The sequence below is a fragment of the Methylobacterium sp. CM6247 genome (genome assembly GCF_054817925.1).
Genome location: NZ_JBTXKX010000003.1, coordinates 3,406,614 through 3,423,910, shown reverse-complemented (window position 1 = coordinate 3,423,910; position 17,297 = coordinate 3,406,614). Strand labels below are relative to the sequence as shown.

The following is a 17,297-nucleotide window of genomic DNA, read 5'->3' as shown; positions in this document are numbered from 1 at the left end:
GCCTCAGCCCTTCAGGTCGGGCGTGAACTGCTTGTTCATGCGCGGATTCTTGACGAGGTCGCAGGCGCCGCCGGTATCGGCCGGGAACGAATCCGGGAAGGCCGCCAGCTGCTCCCATTTCCGGTCCTTGGGCCGGGCGAGGTAGGTGTTGCGGATGGTGTGGTGGGTGCCGGGATCCATCGTCACCTTGCCCGTGGGCGAGTCGATGGTGATGCCGCTCTCCAGCGCCGCCACGACGGCGTCGCGCTCGACCGAGCCGGCCTTCTTCACCCCTTCCGCCCAGAACATGATGCCTTCGTAGGTGGCGGTGTCGAGTTCGCTCAGATCGGTGACGTCGGCGCCGAACTTCCCCTGCATGCCGGCGACGAAGGCCTTGCTCGCGGGCGTGTCGAGGTCGTTGTACCAGCCGTAGCAGGTGAGGATGCCGGTGGTGGTGGAGGTGTCCATGGTGGTCAGCTCGTCGCCGAGGCCGAACACGCTGGCGCCCATGGGGATCTTGCCCTTCATGCCTGCGGCGTCCCACTGCCGGTAGAAGCCCGAATGGTTGGCGCCGACGAGGGCGGAGAGGACGATCTCCGGCTGGGCCTGCTGGATGCGGCTGATGGCCGAGGAGAAGTTCGTGACGTCGAGGGGGAAGAAGTCGGTGCCGGCCACGGAGCCGCCGCCATCCTTCATGAACTTCGTCATCCAGCTCGCGGTGATGTGGCCGTAATTGTAGTCCGCGGCGATGATGTAGGCTTTCTTGCCCCAGTTCTTGAGGGCGTAATCGACGATGTGGTTGACGGTCTGGGCCGGGGTCGAGCCGGTGCAGAAGACGTTGCGGTCGCAGACACCGCCCTCGTACTGGGTGTTGTAGAAATAGAGGGTCTTGGAGCGGCCGAAGATCGGCCGGATCGCCTCGCGCGAGGCTGAGGTGATGCCGCCCTGGATGACGTCGACCTTGTCCTTCAGGGCGAGGGTCTGGGCGTATTGCGTATAGAGCTGCATGTTGGACTGGGTGTCGTAGGCGATCAGCTTGATCGGACGACCCAGCAGGCCGCCGGCCTTGTTGAGGAGCTCCACCGTGTATTCGGTGGTCTCGATCATCCGCTTGCCTTCGAGCCCGAGCGCCCCGGTCCCGTCGAGGAGGCTGCCGAGCTTGATCGGCTCCGCCGCCAACCCGTTGCGCGCGAAGAACGGCATCGCCACCGCGCCGCCCGCCCCCGCCAAACCGAGCTTGAGCGCATGGCGACGGTTCATCGTGCCCTTGGTCATCAACATCACTCCGCTTCGTGCCGTCTGCACGGACGATCGCCGCCGGCCGCGCCGGAGTGACGTAACAAGATCGATGCCAACAAATCTCACATTACGGGCAAGGTCGGGCGAGCGCGCCGGATGCCTCCTCCATAGGCAGGCCGGGGGCCGTTTCGCCTCGCCTCAAGGCACGAAAGCCACAGATCACGCACGTCCCGCATCGGCGCGGAGAGCGTCCCGCGTGGTCGGTCAGGCGGCTCGCACGGTGGCGAGGAAGCGGGCGACCTGGAGACTGAGATGCTCGGATTGCTGCGACAGGTCGGAGGCCGAGGCCAGGACTTGGCTCGCGGCGGCGCCGGTCTCCTCGGCCGCGTTCGCGACGCTGGAAATGTTGGTGGTGACCTCACCCGTCCCGACGGCCGCCTGAGCGACGTTGCGGACGATCTCCTGGGTCGCGGCGCCCTGTTCCTCGACGGCCGCGGCGATGGAGGTAGCGACGGTGCTGATCTCGCCGATCCGCGCGGCGATGGTTCCGATCGCCGCGACCGCCTCTCCCGTGGAGGTCTGGATGCGGCCGATCTGGTCGCCGATCTCCTGGGTGGCCCGCGTCGTCTGGCTGGCGAGCTGCTTCACCTCGGCGGCGACCACCGCGAAGCCCCGGCCCGATTCACCGGCCCGCGCCGCCTCGATGGTGGCGTTCAGCGCCAGCAGGTTGGTCTGTCCGGCGATCTCCGAGATGATCGAGACGACGTCGCCGATCTTGCCCGCCGCCAGACTGAGCTCCTGGACGAGGGAGGCGGTCCGGGCCGCCTCGTTCACCGCGAGGGTGGCGAGCCGGGCCGACCCGTCGACCTGACGGCCAATTTCCTGCACCGAGGAGCCGAGCTGCTCCGTCGCGGCCGCCACCGTGTTGACGTTGTAGGCCGCTTGCTCGGCCGCCGCCGCGACCGCCAGGGATTGCGAGGCGGTCTGCGTGGCCGTCGTCGTCATCGATTGCGCCGTGCCCTGGAGCTGGTTCGCCGACGCCGCCACGGTGCCGATGATGCCGCCCACGGCCTGTTCGAAATCCCCCGCCATCCGATGCATGGCGGCGTGGCGCTGGGCTTCGGCGCCCGCCCGTGCCAGCACGGTCTCCTCTTCCATCGCCCTCATCTCGATGAGGCGTGTCTTGAACACCTGCACCGCGTCCGCGATCGTGCCGATCTCGGTCCCCTCACCCTGGCGCGGGATCGCCACAGACAGGTCGCCCGAGGCCAGCGCCTGCATGGGCTGGACCACCGAGGCGATGCCTCCGGTGACACCGCGGACGATCCAGAACGCGAGCAGGGCCGAGAGCACGAGGCCGCCGATGCCGGCGCCGAGGACGATGGTCTCTGTGCGGGCGAAGGCTTCCCGTCCTTCGATCCGGGATGCTTCCGCGGCCTCGTTGTTGACGGTCACGAGCTGGTCGGCCAGCGAGGTGCTCAGGCGCTGAAGCTCGGTCGATCTGCCCTGCATCCGCTCGAGCGCATCCTCGTTCATCCCGCTGCGCGAGAGGTCGAGGATCGGCTTGTTCTCCTTGAGGTAGTCGAGCCAGGTCGCGTTGAGGCGGTCGTAGATCGCTCGCTCGCGCGCGGAGGTCGCGAGGGGAGCGTAATCGGCCAGCACGCGCGTGACCCTGCCCTGCCGCTCGACGATCTCGGAATCGTAGCGCTTCTTCGAATCGGGGTCGATCGCGGCCAGATGGCGGTAGATGCTGATCGCGTAGCGCGCGACCCAGCCGGAGATCTCACCGGCCTTGCCGACGCTCGGCAGGGCATCCGACTGGACCGCCACCAGTTGTGCGTTGATCGTCCGTGTTGCGGTCAGCGCGACCGCCCCCATCCCGAGCAGAAACAGCGTCGTGACCGCGAAGGCGCCGATGAGGCGCGCGCGCAGGGAAAGACGGCTCAGCATGACGGCGTTCCGCGACAGAGAGGGGATGTGTGGAAAATATCCACCCCCAAGATCCACCGAAGGTCTGAATATTTTCTAAAGCTAAATACCGACGCGATGAGACTTTTGTTTCCACATAGATAAGGTTTTTATTCCTACATCTGCAATTTAACCGGTCTTTCTCGTGTAGTCGGCTAGAAGATGCATGCACTTGTTCGGTCGGTTTGTCGGTGAAGTGGCGGAATAACGATGCCGACGAGCGAGACGACTCGACGCCCGGTCACGATTGCATGGGCGGGGAGGTCTCGTCGGTCACGGTTGCTTCCGCTTTCGCCGCGCGTTCCCGCTCGGCCCTCAGCTCTTTCTCGGCCATCAGCCAGAATTCGATTTCGAATCCCATCGGCTGGTGATTACGCTCCCAGAGTTCGTAGGCGCGCCGGCGAATCTGATCGAATGTCGGGCTGGCGCTGCGTTCCGTCGATGTCTGCTTCATGGGAACTTCGCCTCGTCCAGATTCTGCTTCGTCCAAATCCCGCTCCATCCGAACCCCGTCCCGGCATCGGCCGCCGGCCTCGCGTCGCGACGGTCTCGCAACATGCCGCAGAGCCCATGGCATGTTCCCCGCCCGTGAACATTCACACAGGGCAGGGGCCGGGCGGTTCTGCGCCGCGTCATGCGATGCTAACGATCCTCCGCGAACCAGGGCGCTTCAGCGCCGTTGTCGCATATGCCTTTGTCGCACATGCAAAAGGCGGGACAGGCCCCCGGCCAGGACGCCGAACCCGCTCCGGCATCTGGCCACGGTTTCGTGCTGCAGTGCAAGATGCGGGGATGGGTCGACCCATGACCGGGGCGAGGTGGACCAGGGCGAGGTGGGCCAGGGTAAGGAGTGAGGGGAAGGCGTGACGGGCGGGGAGATCCGATATTGGAGCGTGACTTTCCTCGCGATCCTCGCACTGGCGGGCGCCTGGCTGCTGCTGCCGATGGACGAGTGGCTGCGCGGCTTCGCCGAATGGACCGCGGGCCTCGGCCTGCTCGGCCCCCTCGCCTTCGGTGGGCTCTTCTTTCTCGCGACCCTGCTGGTGATCCCCTGTACGCCGTTGACCATCGCCGGGGCCGTCGCCTTCGGATGGTGGGCCATGCCCATCGCCCTGGTCTCGGCCACGGCGGGCTCCGTCCTCGCCTTCATCGCCAGCCGCTACCTGTTCCGCGAGCGGCTGCGCCGCCTCATCGCGCGCCGCCCGACCATGGTCGCCACCATGGAGGCGGTGGGGGATGGCGGGTGGCGCCTTCTCACCCTGATGCGGCTGAGCCCCTTCGTCCCCTTCAATGCCCAGAACTACGCGCTCGGTCTCACCGAGGTCGGCATGGGCGCCTATCTCGTCTCGACCATCCTCGGGATGCTGCCGGGCACCGTCGTCTGCGTTTATCTCGGAATCATCGGGCGCGCGGCCGGCAGCGATACGACCGAGCATTGGCTCTTTCTCGGTCTCGGCTTTGCCGCCACGGTGGCGGCCGTCGCCCTCACCCGGCGCCGTGTGCGGCACAAGATGCAGGCCAGGCAGGCGGCGACGGCGGCATGAGGGCACCGGCATGAGGACACCCGGCATGAGAGCAGTGGCGTCGAACCAGTGAAGCGAGACAGTTGATATGAGCGGCCCGTCCCAGCCGGCGGCATTGGATCACGGCCATGCCGTGCCCGCCATGCCGGCCCCCCTGACATCCTGGCTGGTTCCCGGCGCGACCTGCTGGCGCCAGGAGCGGGCGGCCCGCGTGGCGATCCTGCACGACGGCGCCGCCTATTTCGCCGCGTCGCGCGAGGCGATCCTCAAGGCCCGATCCTCCGTGATGCTGATCGGCTGGAGCTTCGATCCGCGCGTGCGGCTGACGCCCCAGGGGGAGGCGGACCGCGAGACCATGGCCGACCTGCTGCGGCGCCTGAAGGCGACGCGGCCCGAGGTCGAGATCCGTCTCCTGATCTGGGACATGCCATGGCCGATCTCCGCCGGCACCGATCTCAAGCCCGACGACATCCGCGCCCTGCTCGGGCCGGGGATCGAGTACGTCGTCGATTCCCGCCTCCCCTTCGGGGCCTGCCAGCACCAGAAGGTGCTGGTGGTGGACGACCGCATCGCCTTCAGCGGCGGCAGCGATTTCGAGGTGAACCGCTGGGACACGCCCGCCCATCGGGACCGTGACCCGCTCCGGCGTCTGCCGACCGGCGAGGATTACCCGCCGCGCCACGACGTCATGATGCTCGTCGACGGTGCGGCCGCGTCGGCGTTGTCCGATCTCGCCCGCCAACGCTGGCAGGAGGCGACGAGCGGGCGCCCGGCCTCAGCCGTGTCCGGACCGGTCGGCACGGACGCACGCGGTCCTTCCCTCCCCCATTCTACCCTGTCCGATTCTTCCCTCCCCGATCCTTGGCCCGATTCGGTGACGCCGCTCTTCGAGGACGTGACGGTAGGGCTCGCCCGCACGATACCGGCACGGGAATCGGGGGATGCGATCCGCGAGAACGAGGCGCTCTATCTGCTGGCGATCCGCCGCGCGTCCCGTCACATCTATCTCGAGAACCAGTACTTCACCTCTCCGCTCATCGCCGAGGCCCTGGCCGCGCGCCTCGCCGAGCCGGAAGGTCCCGACATCGTCGTGGTGCTCGCCGAACGCAGCCCGAACGGCTTCGACCGGATCACCATGGACGGGGCGAGGCGCGGCCTCATCGCCCGGCTTCGCGCGGCGGACCGGTATGGCCGCCTGCGCATCCTCGCGCCGCATACGCTTCAGGGCCGTCCGATCCTCGTCCATTCCAAGGTCGCGATCTTCGACGACCGGATGCTCCGGGTCGGGTCGACCAACCTGAACAACCGGTCCATGGGCTACGACACCGAATGCGATCTCGCCCTCGAAGCGCTCGATGGCGACGCGGGCGATGCACGGCGCATCGCCATCGCGCGGGTGAGGAACGGCCTGATCGCCCATCATGCCGGCTGCCCGCGCGACGCTTTCGAGGAGGCGGTGCGGGAGAAGGGCCTGCTCGCGGCGATCGACGATCCCGCCCTCGTCCCGGCCCGCCGGCTGTGCTCCCTCGTGGCCTCCCGGCGCGGGCCCATTGTGCGCCTCGTCGAGGCCTTCCATCTCGGAGATCCCGTCGGTCTCGCCGATGCCTGGCGGCCCTGGCTCCGTCACCGCGCCCTCGCCCGGCGCCGCGAGGGAGCCAACGCGGTCGCGGGTCAGCAGCCGGTACGCGCCGGGGCGGCGCAGGCCGCCGAGGCTTCCTGAACAGGTTCGCAACGGCCAGCCAACGCTTCACCTCGCTCAGGCTTTTGACGTGTCGCGGTTTCGAGACGCAGAACCGGTGACCGCTTTTGCTCAACCCGCTGAGAGGTCGAGATCCGACGGACGGAACGCTTCCCGCACAGCCGGTGTGCTCGGCGGCACCTGATGAAGCCTGCGAGGCGGATCGATGCGTCCCTCGTCGCGCGGTCGGTGATATGGCGTCGTTCCGTTCGGGCGCAGCATCGGCTCCGTGCCGATCGTCCACCGTCGCCGATACGAGAGCATGTTTCACCTGATCTTCGGTCTGCCCTGCCTGTACGTCGTCACCAGGGTCCTATGGCCGCTTCCATGGCCGTTCGCCGTGAAGGCCGGCATTGCCGTCCTCCTGCTCGTCGCGTCGCAATACCATCTGTGGAGCCGCCTCTCGTCCGGCTCGGTCTTCGCGCCCGAGTTTCCGCGGGTGCTGATCCTGCTGTTCAACTGGGCCTTCGGGGCGATCTTCCTCCTGGCGGCGATGCAGCTGGCGCTCGACGTCGTGGCGTTGGCTTCCAGGCTCGTGCCCGGTGGCGGCTGGGCGATCCCGGCCGGCTGGCGCTACGCCGAGGCGGCGCTGGCCATGCTCCTGTCGGCGATGGCGGTGCAGCAGGCGGTGCGGGTGCCGCCGCTCAAGGACGTCACCGTCGAGATCGAGAACCTTCCGGCCGGCTTCGACGGCTTCACCCTGCTCCAGCTGACGGACCTGCATCTCAGCCGCCTGTTCCCGGCGGCATGGGCGCGGGAGGTGGTGACGCGATCCAACGCGCTCGGCGTCGATCTCGTGGTGGTGACCGGCGACCTGATCGACGGGGCCCTCGCATCGCGCCGCGCCGACGTCGAACCGCTGCGTGGTCTCCATGCCCCGGACGGGGTCTGGGTGATCCCCGGCAACCATGAATACTTCTTCGACTATGCGGGGTGGATGCACCGCTATGCCGAACTGGGCATGGGCGTGCTCGAGAACCGGCACACGGTCTTGAAGCGCGGCGGCGATGCTTTGGTTCTCGCGGGCGTGACCGACCTGTCGGCCTCGCATTCGGGACGGCCGGTGCACGACCTCGACGCCGCTTTGGCCGGTGCGCCGCCCAATGCCCCCATCGTCCTGCTCGACCATCAGCCGAGGGGGGCGGTGCGGTCGGCCGCGAAAGGTGTGGCCCTGCAACTCTCCGGGCACACGCATGGCGGGATGATCTGGGGCCTCGACCGGCTGGTCGCTCGCGCCAATGCCGGGTTCGTCTCCGGCGCATACGCGGTCGGCGCGATGACGCTCTACGTCAACAACGGCACGGGGCTGTGGCCCGGCTTCGCCTTGAGGCTCGGGACATCCTCCGAGCTGACGCGCATCACGCTCCGGGGCAAGCCCCGATCCTAGAGCTGCGCCCGACCACAATGGGTCCGGCTCAGCTGAGGTGATGAAATCCGACGTTCGGTACCCGCCGTCGGGGGAGTTTCCGACCCAACCCGGCCGCTTGGTTCGCCATGGGTACTCCTGACAAGCAGTCATCTGTTGGCCGGCCGGCAACGTCGGCTCGCGGCGGCAACCAGACTTTGGTCCTTCGTCCCGAAGCGGACGTTCCGCTGTCGATCCAACCTTGCCGTGGAGGATGGTTTTCAGCTGTCCTCATGAGCGAACGGTCATCGCTCCTTGTCCCGGCTGCATGGCGTCTCGAGTGCAGCCGCGCAGCAGGTGGATGCTTATCGGCAGCTGAGGGACGAAAATCCGCTGCCTGCAGAACACCAGTATCCAGCTGCAAAAATCAATTATAGACGATACAAACGTAATATGTTTGTGTATCCTGACCCCTCCAGAGAGCGGTTCAGGCGTTTGATGCGCCGTTGAACTATGCGAGGCCGTGATTCGATTGCGTCACCATTTCTATTGGGGGCCAACATGTCCGACGCGATCCACCCGGCTGCACCGCATCATTTGCCAATATTCATGCCAGCGGCAGACGGGACTGACGTGTTCATGTCGGTCATGGCCGTGGTCCTCGTCCTCGTGGTGATGGCAGCGGGGCTTCTGTTCCTGCGCCTGCACACCTTGCCCGAACGGATGGCCCACAAGAGCCACAAGCTGCAGTTCGAGATCGTCGCCGTGCTGGGGTTGCTCGCCCTCTTCACGCATATCCATCTGTTTTGGGTGATGGGCCTCCTGCTTGCCTTGATCGACATCCCAAACTTCGGAGGGACGCTCGGTCGCATGGCGGGGGCGCTCGAACGGATCGCGGGCCTCCCTCCAGGAACGGGAACTGCCGGGGTGTCGGAGGACATCGAGTCGGCCAGCGTCCCCCGGGAAGATGTCTGGCCCGTCTTACGGCCCATCCCGAGGATCGTCCCGGTCAGCACGACGAGGACCTGATCTATGCTCGAGATCTTACTGTGCTCGGTGCTGACAATCCTGCCGGACTATCTTTTCCGACGCTTCGGCCAGGGCAAGCGGTTCGGCAAGGAGATCACGCTCTACTCGGTGTGGTTCGAGCTGAGGTGGGGCATCGTCTCGTGCCTGATGCTTTCCGTGGGTCTCATCACGGTGATCTTCTATTATCACCCATCTACGAAGACCGCGACCCTGTACTACCGGACCGTTCCCATTGTCTCGGAGACCAGCGGACGTGTCGCCGAGATCTACGTCAACAGCATCAGCGGCGAGGTCAAGAAGGGCGAACCCATCTTCCGCCTGGACAGCGCGACCCAGGAGGCGGCGGCCGAGGCGGCTCGGCGTAAGATCGCCGAGGTCGAGGCGTCGATGGTGGCGGCGCGATCCGAGATTGCGGCGTCCGAAGGCAAGGCTCAGGAGGCGAGGAGCGGCCTACAGCAGGCCATCGACGAACTGGAGACGAAGCAGGAGCTGAACCGGCGGGGCGCTGGGATCGTCGCGTTTCGCGAGATCGAGCGGCTTCAGAATGTCGTGAACGGCCGGCGCGGCGCGGTCGCGGCTGCGACGGCGGCCAAGCAGACGGCCGAAGCGCAGGTCAGCAGTCTTCTCCCCGCCCAGAAAGCCAGTGCAGAAGCTGCTCTTGCTCAAGCCACTGTAGAGATCGCGAAGACCACCATCCGGGCCGGCGTTGATGGACGAGTGGAGCAGTTCACCCTGCGGGTCGGCGACATCGTCAATCCGATCATGCGACCGGCAGGCGTGCTGATCCCCGAAGGTGCCGGACGGAAAGCCATTACGGCGGGGTTCGGGCAGATCGAAGCTCAGGTCATGAAGGTGGGGATGCTGGCCGAGATCACCTGCGTCTCCAAACCCTGGACCGTGATCCCCATGGTGGTGACGAGCGTGCAGGACTTCATTGCTGCCGGACAATTTCGTGGCGGTGAGCAGCTCATCGATGCGCAGCAGGTCGTTCGCCCCGGAACGATCACGGTGTTTCTCGAGCCGCTCTACGCGGGTGGGCTCGAAGGCGTGAAACCGGGCAGTAGCTGTATCGCCAATGCATATACCAGCAACCACGACCTGATTAACTCGGGCAAGCTCAGCACCACCAGAAGCTTGATCCTCCATGCGGTCGATGCCACCGCCGTGGTCCACGCCATGATCCTACGTATTCAGGCATTGATGCTGCCGATCCAAACTCTCGTTTTTAGCGGACATTAGTATGGGAACGGGCAGAAGACCCAGTCAGTCACGGAGCCGATTGTCTGGTCTCCACCCGACCCAGCCGCAGACTTTCCGACCTTGTGCAACAGGTCGTAAGCGGGCGCGACGGCTGTGTCTGCTTCTGCCAACTCCCCGCCAGAAGCAGACGCTGCTCCCTGATCCATCTCCGACGCTCGGGGCGGGTACGATCGGTCGAATTTCTTCAACCACCCGACCCTTGTTGCGCCGCGCTCGTTTGCGCCGAAACGGCATCCATTTCGGCGGAGCGCGCCCTAGCCGACGAGGACGACGGCCTTGCGCGCATAGGACCGCCCGTCGATCTCACCGGCGATGAAGTGGGCCACGTCGGCGCGGGAAATCAGGCCGTTCCGCCAGGATGCGGGCTCCGTCAGGATCTTGTAGCGTCCCGTGGCCGAGCCGGGCGTCAGGACGCCCGGCCGGACGAAGGTCCAGTCCAGGCCAGAGCGGCGGATCCGCATCTCCTGGGCGTCCTTGTCGTCATAGGCCCGCCCGAAGACGAGGCGGAAGGGGATGCGTTGCAGCAGGCCGATGGCGTCACGGCTGTCGCCGGTGCCGAAGCCCGTCACGGCGAGGATGCGCCGCACGCCGGCTTTCTCCATGGCCGGCACCAGCACGTTGGTGGCGGACGAGAACAGGGCCACCGGCCCGAGCAGGTTCTTCGCAGGCACGCCCAGGGCCTGCACCACGACGTCGATGCCCTCCAGGGCGGATGTGACGTCGGCGGCGTTCAAGGCGTCGCCGGGGAAGCGTTCCAGCCCCTGGCCCGACAGCGACATGGTCGCGGCGGATCGGGCGAAGGCGCGCACGCGATGGCCGGCCGCCAGGGCCGCCTTCACGGTTTCCAGGCCGATGCCCTGGCTGGCGCCGATGACGAGGACGTGGGCCATGTCGGGTTTCCTGACGCGTGTTGTGACTGGCGAGCGACGTGAAGAGGGAGGGACGGTCGTTCAGGCGGCCGGGACATTCATCTCGAAGCCGAGCCCGGTCTCGTCGATCCGGCGCGTGAAACGGCCGCCGAGGCTGCGCTCGATGGTCTGTCTCAGCAGTCGGGAACCGAACCCGCCCCCATCGGCCGTGACCGTCCCCGAGGAGGCCGACGTCTCCTCCCAGTTGAGCGTGAGCGTTCCGTCCGACACGCGACCCGTCACTGTCAGCGTGCCGCCTCCCGAGAGGGCGCCATACTTGGCCGAGTTGGTGGCGAGCTCGTGCAGGATCATGGCGTAATCGTTGACCTTGCCGGGAGGCGCCACGGCGGCGTCCTCGACGTCGATCTCGATGTTGCCGCCGTCGAGGTAGGGGGACAGGATCCGCTCGGCCAGCGTCCGAAGCCTGACATTGCCGTGGTCCCCGGCCTGTGCCCGCGTCGCCAGGGCCGTCGCCTCGTGCAGCACGCCGAAGCGTTGCGACAGGTCCTCGGCGAAGTGAGGAGTCGAGGTGGCGCCCCGGGCGACGATGGCGGTCAGCGCCCGAGCGACGGAGAACATGTTCGAGACACGGTGCGCGAGTTCCGCCGTGAGGAGGTGCTCGGCTTCTTCGGCGCGCTTCTGCCGGGTCACGTCGAGAAAGATGGCCTGGACCCACTCGCCGACCTTGCCGGACTCTCCCCCCACCCCGCGGGCGGAGACCCAGCGTGCGTCAGGGCCGTCGCCGATGCGAAAGTCGAAACTGTAGGGATGGGAATCGGCCTCGCTCGCCGCCCAGTCGAGCATCATGGCGCGGCGGTCCTCCGCGTTCACGCGCGCGAAGAGATCGTCGATGGGGACGACGGATTCGGACGTCCCCCAGAACTCGCGGCAGAGCCCGTCGAGTTGGGCCAACCTGCGTGTCGGCGACCAGGCCCACAGGGCGACGCCGCCGCGATGGATGGTGTCGGTGAAGCTGGCCAGCGTCCACTCGTAGCCTGACGACGTCACATCCTCGGCCATGCAATTCCCGATTGAACCTCGAACAGGGTCGATGCCTGTCGCATCGCCGGGGGGACAAGCCGTTTGGCCGCGGTTTGCTCCCTCACGTCATCGACATCCTCCGATCCGCGGCGATAGCGTCGCGTTTCCCATCCTCGACTTGGCAAGATGGGCGTGCGGCGCTCCATCGATGGCGCTTCGTGTCGCTCCCGCGGTCGAGATCGTCTTGCAGACTTCGGGCAACCGAAGCCGGACCGCCCCACCCTCTCCCCGCATTCGAGGCTCCGGGTCAGACCGCGGCCGGACCGATCTCCAACTCCACCAGGAGGGGCAGGTGGTCCGAGGCGCGGCGGGCGAGCGGCGTGCGCACGACTTCCATGCGTCGCACCCGCACTTCCGGCCCGACGAAGACATGGTCGATCCGCAGCAGCGGCCAGCGGCTCGGAAAGGTGGCGGAGCCGGATTTCTGCCCGGCGATCCGCCTCGCATCGACGAGATGCGCGGCAAGCCGCCGGTAGGCGGCGGATTGCGGGATGGCGTTGAAATCACCCATCAGGACGAAGGGGGAGACGCAGTCGGGCGATCCGGTCCAGTCGGGGCCGAGCAGCGCCTTCGCCTGGGCCATCCGCTCCTTCGCCGACAGGCCCAGATGGGTGTTGAAGACCTGCAGAATCCGGCCATTCGCCGTCACTTCCACCCACAGGGCGCCGCGCGGCTCCAGGCCGGGCCGGTTCGCGAGGCCGGGCAGGATGCCCGACCGGACCAGCCGGGACGGAAGGCGGGTAAGGATGGCGTCGCCGTAGCGCTCATCGGCCAGGTGCAGGGCCGGATGGAAATGGTGATCCATGCCGAGACGCCGGGCGATGGTCTCGGCCTGGTCGAGGCCGCCGGTCCGGGCGTGCCCGACATCGACCTCCTGGAGCGCGACGAGATCGGCCCCGCTGGCAGCGATGACCTCGGCCACCCGGTCCGGCGACACGCGCCCGTCCATGCCGCGGCAATGACGGATGTTGTAGGACAAGGCGCGGACGCTGATCAAATGGGAAGGCTCGTCAAACGGGAAGCACTCGTCAAACGGGAAAGCTCGGGCCGAGGGCGGGAGGGCCGGCTTCGCATGTGGGACGAGACGGGCACGGGCCCTAACTAGAGCGCTTTCCGTCGAAGGGGATGCCGGTTCGGCGCCTAATCGTCGTCGTCGTCCACTGGGGAGCCGGAGGGGATCGGGCTGCCGTTCTCGACGCCGTTCTCGAACATGCCGGGGGGACCGTCGAAGCCGACGACGCCGTCCGGATTGTCCGGCGACACGTTGGGGTCCACCGGCGGCGGCATGGTCCGGTCGAGGCGGCGCTCGATGCGCTCCTCGCGGCGAAGATCGTCGGTGATCGGCACGTCGCGCGGGCTCTGCGCCCAGGCCTGGGCGGCCGGGGACGCCGCGAAGAGGCCCAGCAGGATAACGGATCCGAACTTCATCTCATGTCTCCAGGCGCCGCGTCGGAGCCGTCGGAAGAGTTTATTGGACCAGGAGCGATAAACGACAGTCAACGATTATGATGAAGAACGATTCATGCTGAATCCGCCCGACCCATATGGCCGCATTGGCAATCGTCGGCCCGTCGAGTGGGTCTCCGGCCGGTCCGCTCAAGCCTGCAGAGCCTGAACTCGGACAAGTCACGCTTGGCCCGGCCCGAACCTCGTCTCGTACAGAACGTGAGATGCTGCGGCTGAGCCTCCCGGCCCCGGCCCGCCCATTGCTAGGCTCCATTGAAGGGGCCGATTTGCCCAACCATTATCCTCGTTCGGGAAAGGGTCCCCGGACATCAGGACGAAACATCGCCGTGAAACGTTGTCCTAGTCGGTAAGGGGAGATCTGAATGGACACGAGCCTCATTGCGATGAACGACGAAGCCAACCGGATCGGATCGGAGCGGCTTCTGACGCAGTTGCGCGAGGAGGGCCTGGTGTATCGTCTCTGGGTCACGGGCACGGCGAAGGGAAGCCAGCTCCACATGCAGGTGGACGGGCTCGACGACGATCTCGAAGACCGCCTCGTCCGCGTCCTCAGGGGACGGGGCATGCAGCTCGATATCCAGCCGCTGACCGCTTGAGCAGACCCGTCCGGTGAACGGCTCGACCTCCTGTGTCGCCGTTCCTCGGGCTAAGTTGCCGGCGGTCGAGCCGTCCGGCGCATCGACGTCGCGGAGATGGCCCAGAGCGCCAACCCGCCCAGCGCCAGGGCCACGCCGACCCACCCCGTGGAGGGCAGGCCGAACCCGGCGGTGAGGGCGAGGCCGGCGAGCCAGGGACCCAGGGCGTTGGCGAAGTTGAAGGCCGAGTGATTGAGCGCGGCAGCCAAGGTCTGCGCATCTTCGGCCACATCCATCAGTCGCGTCTGCAGGATGGTGGCGAGGCCGCCGCCGCAGCCGATGAGGAACACCACCGGCGCCAGGGTCCAGACGCTGCCCACCGAGAACGGGTAGAGGGCCAGAGCCACGGCCGTCCAGACCAGGGTCAGCCCGGCCGCCGGCATCAGGGCACGGTCGGCGGCCCAGGCGCAGACGAGGTTGCCGATTGTGAGGCCTACGCCGAACACGGCGAGGACCAGCGGGATCGCCGCGGGCCCCGCGCGGGTGACCTCGATCAATGTCGAGGCGAGGTAGGTATAGACCGAGAACAGGCCGCCGAAGCCAATGGCGCCGATGGCGAGCGTGAGCCAGACCTGCCCGCTCCGCAGGGCGCCAAGCTCTCGCAGGGCGCTGGCACCCGAAGCCGGTCGTCCGAGCGGCGCCAGGATCCTCAGCGAAACCGCCGTCAGCAACGCCAGGACGGCGACGAGCCCGAAGCTCCAGCGCCAGCCGACGAGTTGGCCGACGACGTTGGCCAGGGGCACGCCCGCCACCGTCGCGATGGTGAGGCCGAGGATCACCCGCGAGACCGCCTGGCTCCGCCGCTCCCGGGGGACGAGGGAGGCGGCGACGAGGGCGGCCACGCCGAAATAGGCGCCGTGCGGCAGGCCCGCCAGGAACCGGAACAGCAGCATTCCGTGATAGTTCGGGGCCAGGGCCGACAGGACGTTGCCCAGCGCGAACAGCACCATCAGCCCGACGAGGAGCGTCCTGCGGGCCATCGTCGCCGCGAGCACCGCGATGACCGGCGCGCCGACGACGACGCCGAGCGCGTAGGCGCTGATGACGTGGCCGGCCGTCGGCGCGTCGATGCCGAGATCGGGCGCGAAGGACGGAAGCAGGCTCATCGTGGCGAATTCGGTGGTGCCGATGGCAAAGCCGCCCATCGCCAGGGCGGTGAGGACGAGGCCGGGATGCCGGCTGGGCGCCGCATCCGGCAGGCTGAGAGCGCCGGAGCGGGTGTCGAGGGTGGTGCCGGTCATCGTGCCGCTTTCAGGTCTCGTTCGCGGTCGCCGCGCAAGGTGCAGGCCGCGTGAAGCAGGGCGAGATGGCTCAGGCCCTGCGGTGTGTTGCCGAGATGGTCGCCGGTCTCCGGATCGACCATCTCGCTCATCACGCCGACGCCCCTGGCGGCGGCGCGCAGCGTGCCGGTGAAGATCGCCTCGGCCTCGTCCTGCCGGCCGAGTTCGGCCAGGGCCTCCACGAGCCAGAACGAGCAGGCGATGAAGGCGCCCTCCTCCCTCTCGGCTCCCGAATAACGATAGAGAAGCGGGCCGCGCCCGAGTTCCCCGCAGATCGCGTCGAGGGTGGAGGACAGGCGCTCGCGCCCGTCGAAGCCGAAACGGACCGCCAGGATCAGGGAGGCGTCGAGTCGGTCGGTACCGGGATAGAACGTATAGGCTTGGCGAGCCTCCGACCAGCAATGCTCCTCGATCCAGGCCTGGATCCGGTCCCGCTCGCGCGACCAGCGCGGCACGCAGGTGGCCGCGATATGGCCGGCCTCCGCCAGTTCGACGGCGCGGGCGAGCGCCTGCCAGGCGCTGATCTTCGACATCGTGTAATGCTGCGGGACTTCCAATTCCCAGATCCCCGCATCCTTCTGACGCCAGCGGTCGGCGCATTCGTCGGCGAGATCCGCCAGGACCGTCGCGCTTTTCTGGTCGAGGATGTTGCCGTCGGCGACGAACAGGGTCGCGGTCTCGAAGATGTCGCCGTAGATCCCGTGCTGGTGCTGGCGCGCCGCCGCGTTGCCGACCCGGACCGGGCGCGAGCCGCGATAGCCCGCGAGGTCGAGGGAGGTTTCCTCCGGCACCTTGCCGCCGCGCAGGGTGTAGAAGACCTGCGCCCCGTGCTCGTGCAGGCGCGCGATCAGCCAGGAGAAGGCGGCCTTCGCCTCCGGCATCGCGCCGATCCGCAGGAAGGCGTTGACGGTGTAGCCGGCATCGCGGATCCAGGCGTAGCGGTAATCGTAATTCTTCGGGCCGCCGATCCGTTCGGGCAGGGACGAAGTGGCGGCGGCCGCGATGGCGCCGCTCGGCGAGTAGAGCAGCAGCTTCAGGGCGAGGCCGCTGCGCCGCACTTCGGAGCGGTGCGGGCCGTCATAGCCCAGCCCCTCCGCCCAGTGCCGCCAGGCATCGTCGCTGATATCGATGCGTCCGTCGATCTCCGCGATGGTGGGGATGCCGAGCGGCTCGTCCTCGCCGGCGAGAAGCGCCACGACCGCGCGCTCTCCCTCCTCCACCGTCACCGTGGCGGCGATGGTGCGGTCCTCCTCCTCGATGACATGGACGTTGTCGCTGAAGCGGATCACCCCGAGCACCGGGCCCACATGGAAGACGCAGCCATTGGGCGTCGGCTGGAGCCAGGGCGAGAGGGTGTCGCCGCGCGTGCCGAAGACGGCGCGGATCCGGAACGTCACCGTGCCGGAAACGCCTTCGAGCCGGCGCGCGAGTTCGCACCAGGGCAGGCGGCCGGCACGGCTGCTGTTGAGGGATTCGGTCACGCGTGCGGTGCCGGTCGCGGTGGTGAAGACCGTTTCCAGCACGTTGCTGTCGGTGCGGTAGCGCCGCTCCATCGTGAACGGGCCATCGGGCCGAACCTGGAAATAGCCGCCGTTCTCCGGCTCGAGAAGCCGGTCGAACAGGGGCGGCGAATCCATCTCGGGGACGCACCACCACGCCACCGCGCCGTCCGGGCCGACGAGGACGACGGAGCGGCCATCGCCGAGCGGGGCGTAATCCTGGATCGGATATTCCGTGCCCTCGGGATCGATGCGAACGGGTCCGTCCCGCGAGGACGACGCCTCGCGAGAGTTGCACCGTGCATCGACGGTGAGGTCGGTGCCCGCCTGGGCTCGGTCATTCATTGCGGGACTTGTGGAGCGAGGGACGGGGGCGGTCTGGAAAC

Annotated in this window: 15 protein-coding genes; 6 read left to right on the top strand and 9 right to left on the bottom strand. The window is 67.5% G+C overall.

Annotated features, from left to right (window positions below; translation table 11 throughout):
• Positions 1 to 3: 3 nt before the first annotated feature.
• The 3 genes from ACYQOP_RS17060 to ACYQOP_RS17050 all read right to left on the bottom strand — a co-directional run bounded on the left by ACYQOP_RS17060 (position 4) and on the right by ACYQOP_RS17050 (position 3,640).
• On the bottom strand, positions 4 to 1,254 hold the full coding sequence (locus tag ACYQOP_RS17060; RefSeq protein ID WP_461223180.1) for an urea ABC transporter substrate-binding protein: 1,251 nt from the start codon (positions 1,252 to 1,254) through the stop codon (positions 4 to 6).
• Between the two features lie 228 nt (positions 1,255 to 1,482).
• Positions 1,483 to 3,168, bottom strand: coding sequence for a methyl-accepting chemotaxis protein (locus ACYQOP_RS17055; RefSeq protein WP_461223178.1), 1,686 nt, complete (start codon positions 3,166 to 3,168; stop codon positions 1,483 to 1,485).
• A 259-nt stretch (positions 3,169 to 3,427) separates the two neighbouring features.
• The gene (locus tag ACYQOP_RS17050; protein ID WP_311273808.1) at positions 3,428 to 3,640 is read right to left on the bottom strand and encodes a DUF2934 domain-containing protein; all 213 of its coding nucleotides are present in this window, start codon (positions 3,638 to 3,640) and stop codon (positions 3,428 to 3,430) included.
• A 490-nt stretch (positions 3,641 to 4,130) separates the two neighbouring features.
• On the opposite strand from ACYQOP_RS17050, the gene ACYQOP_RS17045 reads away from it, so the two are divergent.
• The 5 genes from ACYQOP_RS17045 to ACYQOP_RS17025 all read left to right on the top strand — a co-directional run bounded on the left by ACYQOP_RS17045 (position 4,131) and on the right by ACYQOP_RS17025 (position 10,060).
• On the top strand, positions 4,131 to 4,730 hold the full coding sequence (locus ACYQOP_RS17045) for a TVP38/TMEM64 family protein (protein ID WP_082470202.1): 600 nt from the start codon (positions 4,131 to 4,133) through the stop codon (positions 4,728 to 4,730).
• A 67-nt stretch (positions 4,731 to 4,797) separates the two neighbouring features.
• Positions 4,798 to 6,429: a phospholipase D-like domain-containing protein gene (locus ACYQOP_RS17040; protein WP_461223176.1), complete on the top strand. Its 1,632-nt coding sequence runs from the start codon at positions 4,798 to 4,800 to the stop codon at positions 6,427 to 6,429.
• 280 nt (positions 6,430 to 6,709) lie between these two features.
• Positions 6,710 to 7,834 carry a metallophosphoesterase gene (locus tag ACYQOP_RS17035; RefSeq protein WP_461223174.1) on the top strand — a complete coding sequence of 375 codons (1,125 nt, stop codon included), beginning with the start codon at positions 6,710 to 6,712 and terminating at the stop codon, positions 7,832 to 7,834.
• A 519-nt stretch (positions 7,835 to 8,353) separates the two neighbouring features.
• On the top strand, positions 8,354 to 8,821 hold the full coding sequence (locus ACYQOP_RS17030; protein ID WP_461223173.1) for a hypothetical protein: 468 nt from the start codon (positions 8,354 to 8,356) through the stop codon (positions 8,819 to 8,821).
• Positions 8,822 to 8,824: 3 nt separating this feature from the next.
• A complete protein-coding gene (locus tag ACYQOP_RS17025; RefSeq protein WP_461223171.1) occupies positions 8,825 to 10,060 on the top strand; it encodes an HlyD family secretion protein in 1,236 nt (411 codons plus the stop codon).
• A 275-nt stretch (positions 10,061 to 10,335) separates the two neighbouring features.
• On the opposite strand, the gene ACYQOP_RS17020 is transcribed toward ACYQOP_RS17025, so the two are convergent.
• The 4 genes from ACYQOP_RS17020 to ACYQOP_RS17005 all read right to left on the bottom strand — a co-directional run bounded on the left by ACYQOP_RS17020 (position 10,336) and on the right by ACYQOP_RS17005 (position 13,458).
• The gene (locus ACYQOP_RS17020; RefSeq protein WP_461223169.1) at positions 10,336 to 10,971 is read right to left on the bottom strand and encodes an NAD(P)-dependent oxidoreductase; all 636 of its coding nucleotides are present in this window, start codon (positions 10,969 to 10,971) and stop codon (positions 10,336 to 10,338) included.
• Positions 10,972 to 11,031: 60 nt separating this feature from the next.
• On the bottom strand, positions 11,032 to 12,009 hold the full coding sequence (locus ACYQOP_RS17015; RefSeq protein WP_311273814.1) for a sensor histidine kinase: 978 nt from the start codon (positions 12,007 to 12,009) through the stop codon (positions 11,032 to 11,034).
• A gap of 268 nt (positions 12,010 to 12,277) precedes the next feature.
• A complete protein-coding gene (locus tag ACYQOP_RS17010) occupies positions 12,278 to 13,027 on the bottom strand; it encodes an endonuclease/exonuclease/phosphatase family protein (protein ID WP_461223168.1) in 750 nt (249 codons plus the stop codon).
• A gap of 143 nt (positions 13,028 to 13,170) precedes the next feature.
• Positions 13,171 to 13,458, bottom strand: a complete 288-nt coding sequence (locus tag ACYQOP_RS17005; RefSeq protein ID WP_056425399.1) for a hypothetical protein — start codon at positions 13,456 to 13,458, stop codon at positions 13,171 to 13,173.
• Positions 13,459 to 13,859: 401 nt separating this feature from the next.
• Here ACYQOP_RS17005 and ACYQOP_RS17000 point away from each other — a divergent pair, with 401 nt between their 5' ends.
• Complete coding sequence (locus ACYQOP_RS17000; RefSeq protein WP_056425396.1) at positions 13,860 to 14,093, top strand: hypothetical protein; 234 nt, start codon at positions 13,860 to 13,862, stop codon at positions 14,091 to 14,093.
• 50 nt (positions 14,094 to 14,143) lie between these two features.
• Here ACYQOP_RS17000 and ACYQOP_RS16995 read toward each other — a convergent pair whose 3' ends face one another.
• Together ACYQOP_RS16995 and ACYQOP_RS16990 are read right to left on the bottom strand one after the other, a co-directional pair.
• Positions 14,144 to 15,373 carry an MFS transporter gene (locus ACYQOP_RS16995; RefSeq protein WP_056425393.1) on the bottom strand — a complete coding sequence of 410 codons (1,230 nt, stop codon included), beginning with the start codon at positions 15,371 to 15,373 and terminating at the stop codon, positions 14,144 to 14,146.
• Positions 15,370 to 17,256, bottom strand: a complete 1,887-nt coding sequence (locus tag ACYQOP_RS16990) for a glycoside hydrolase family 15 protein (RefSeq protein WP_461223166.1) — start codon at positions 17,254 to 17,256, stop codon at positions 15,370 to 15,372. Before ACYQOP_RS16990 ends, ACYQOP_RS16995 begins: the two co-directional genes overlap by 4 nt.
• Positions 17,257 to 17,297 lie beyond the last annotated feature (41 nt).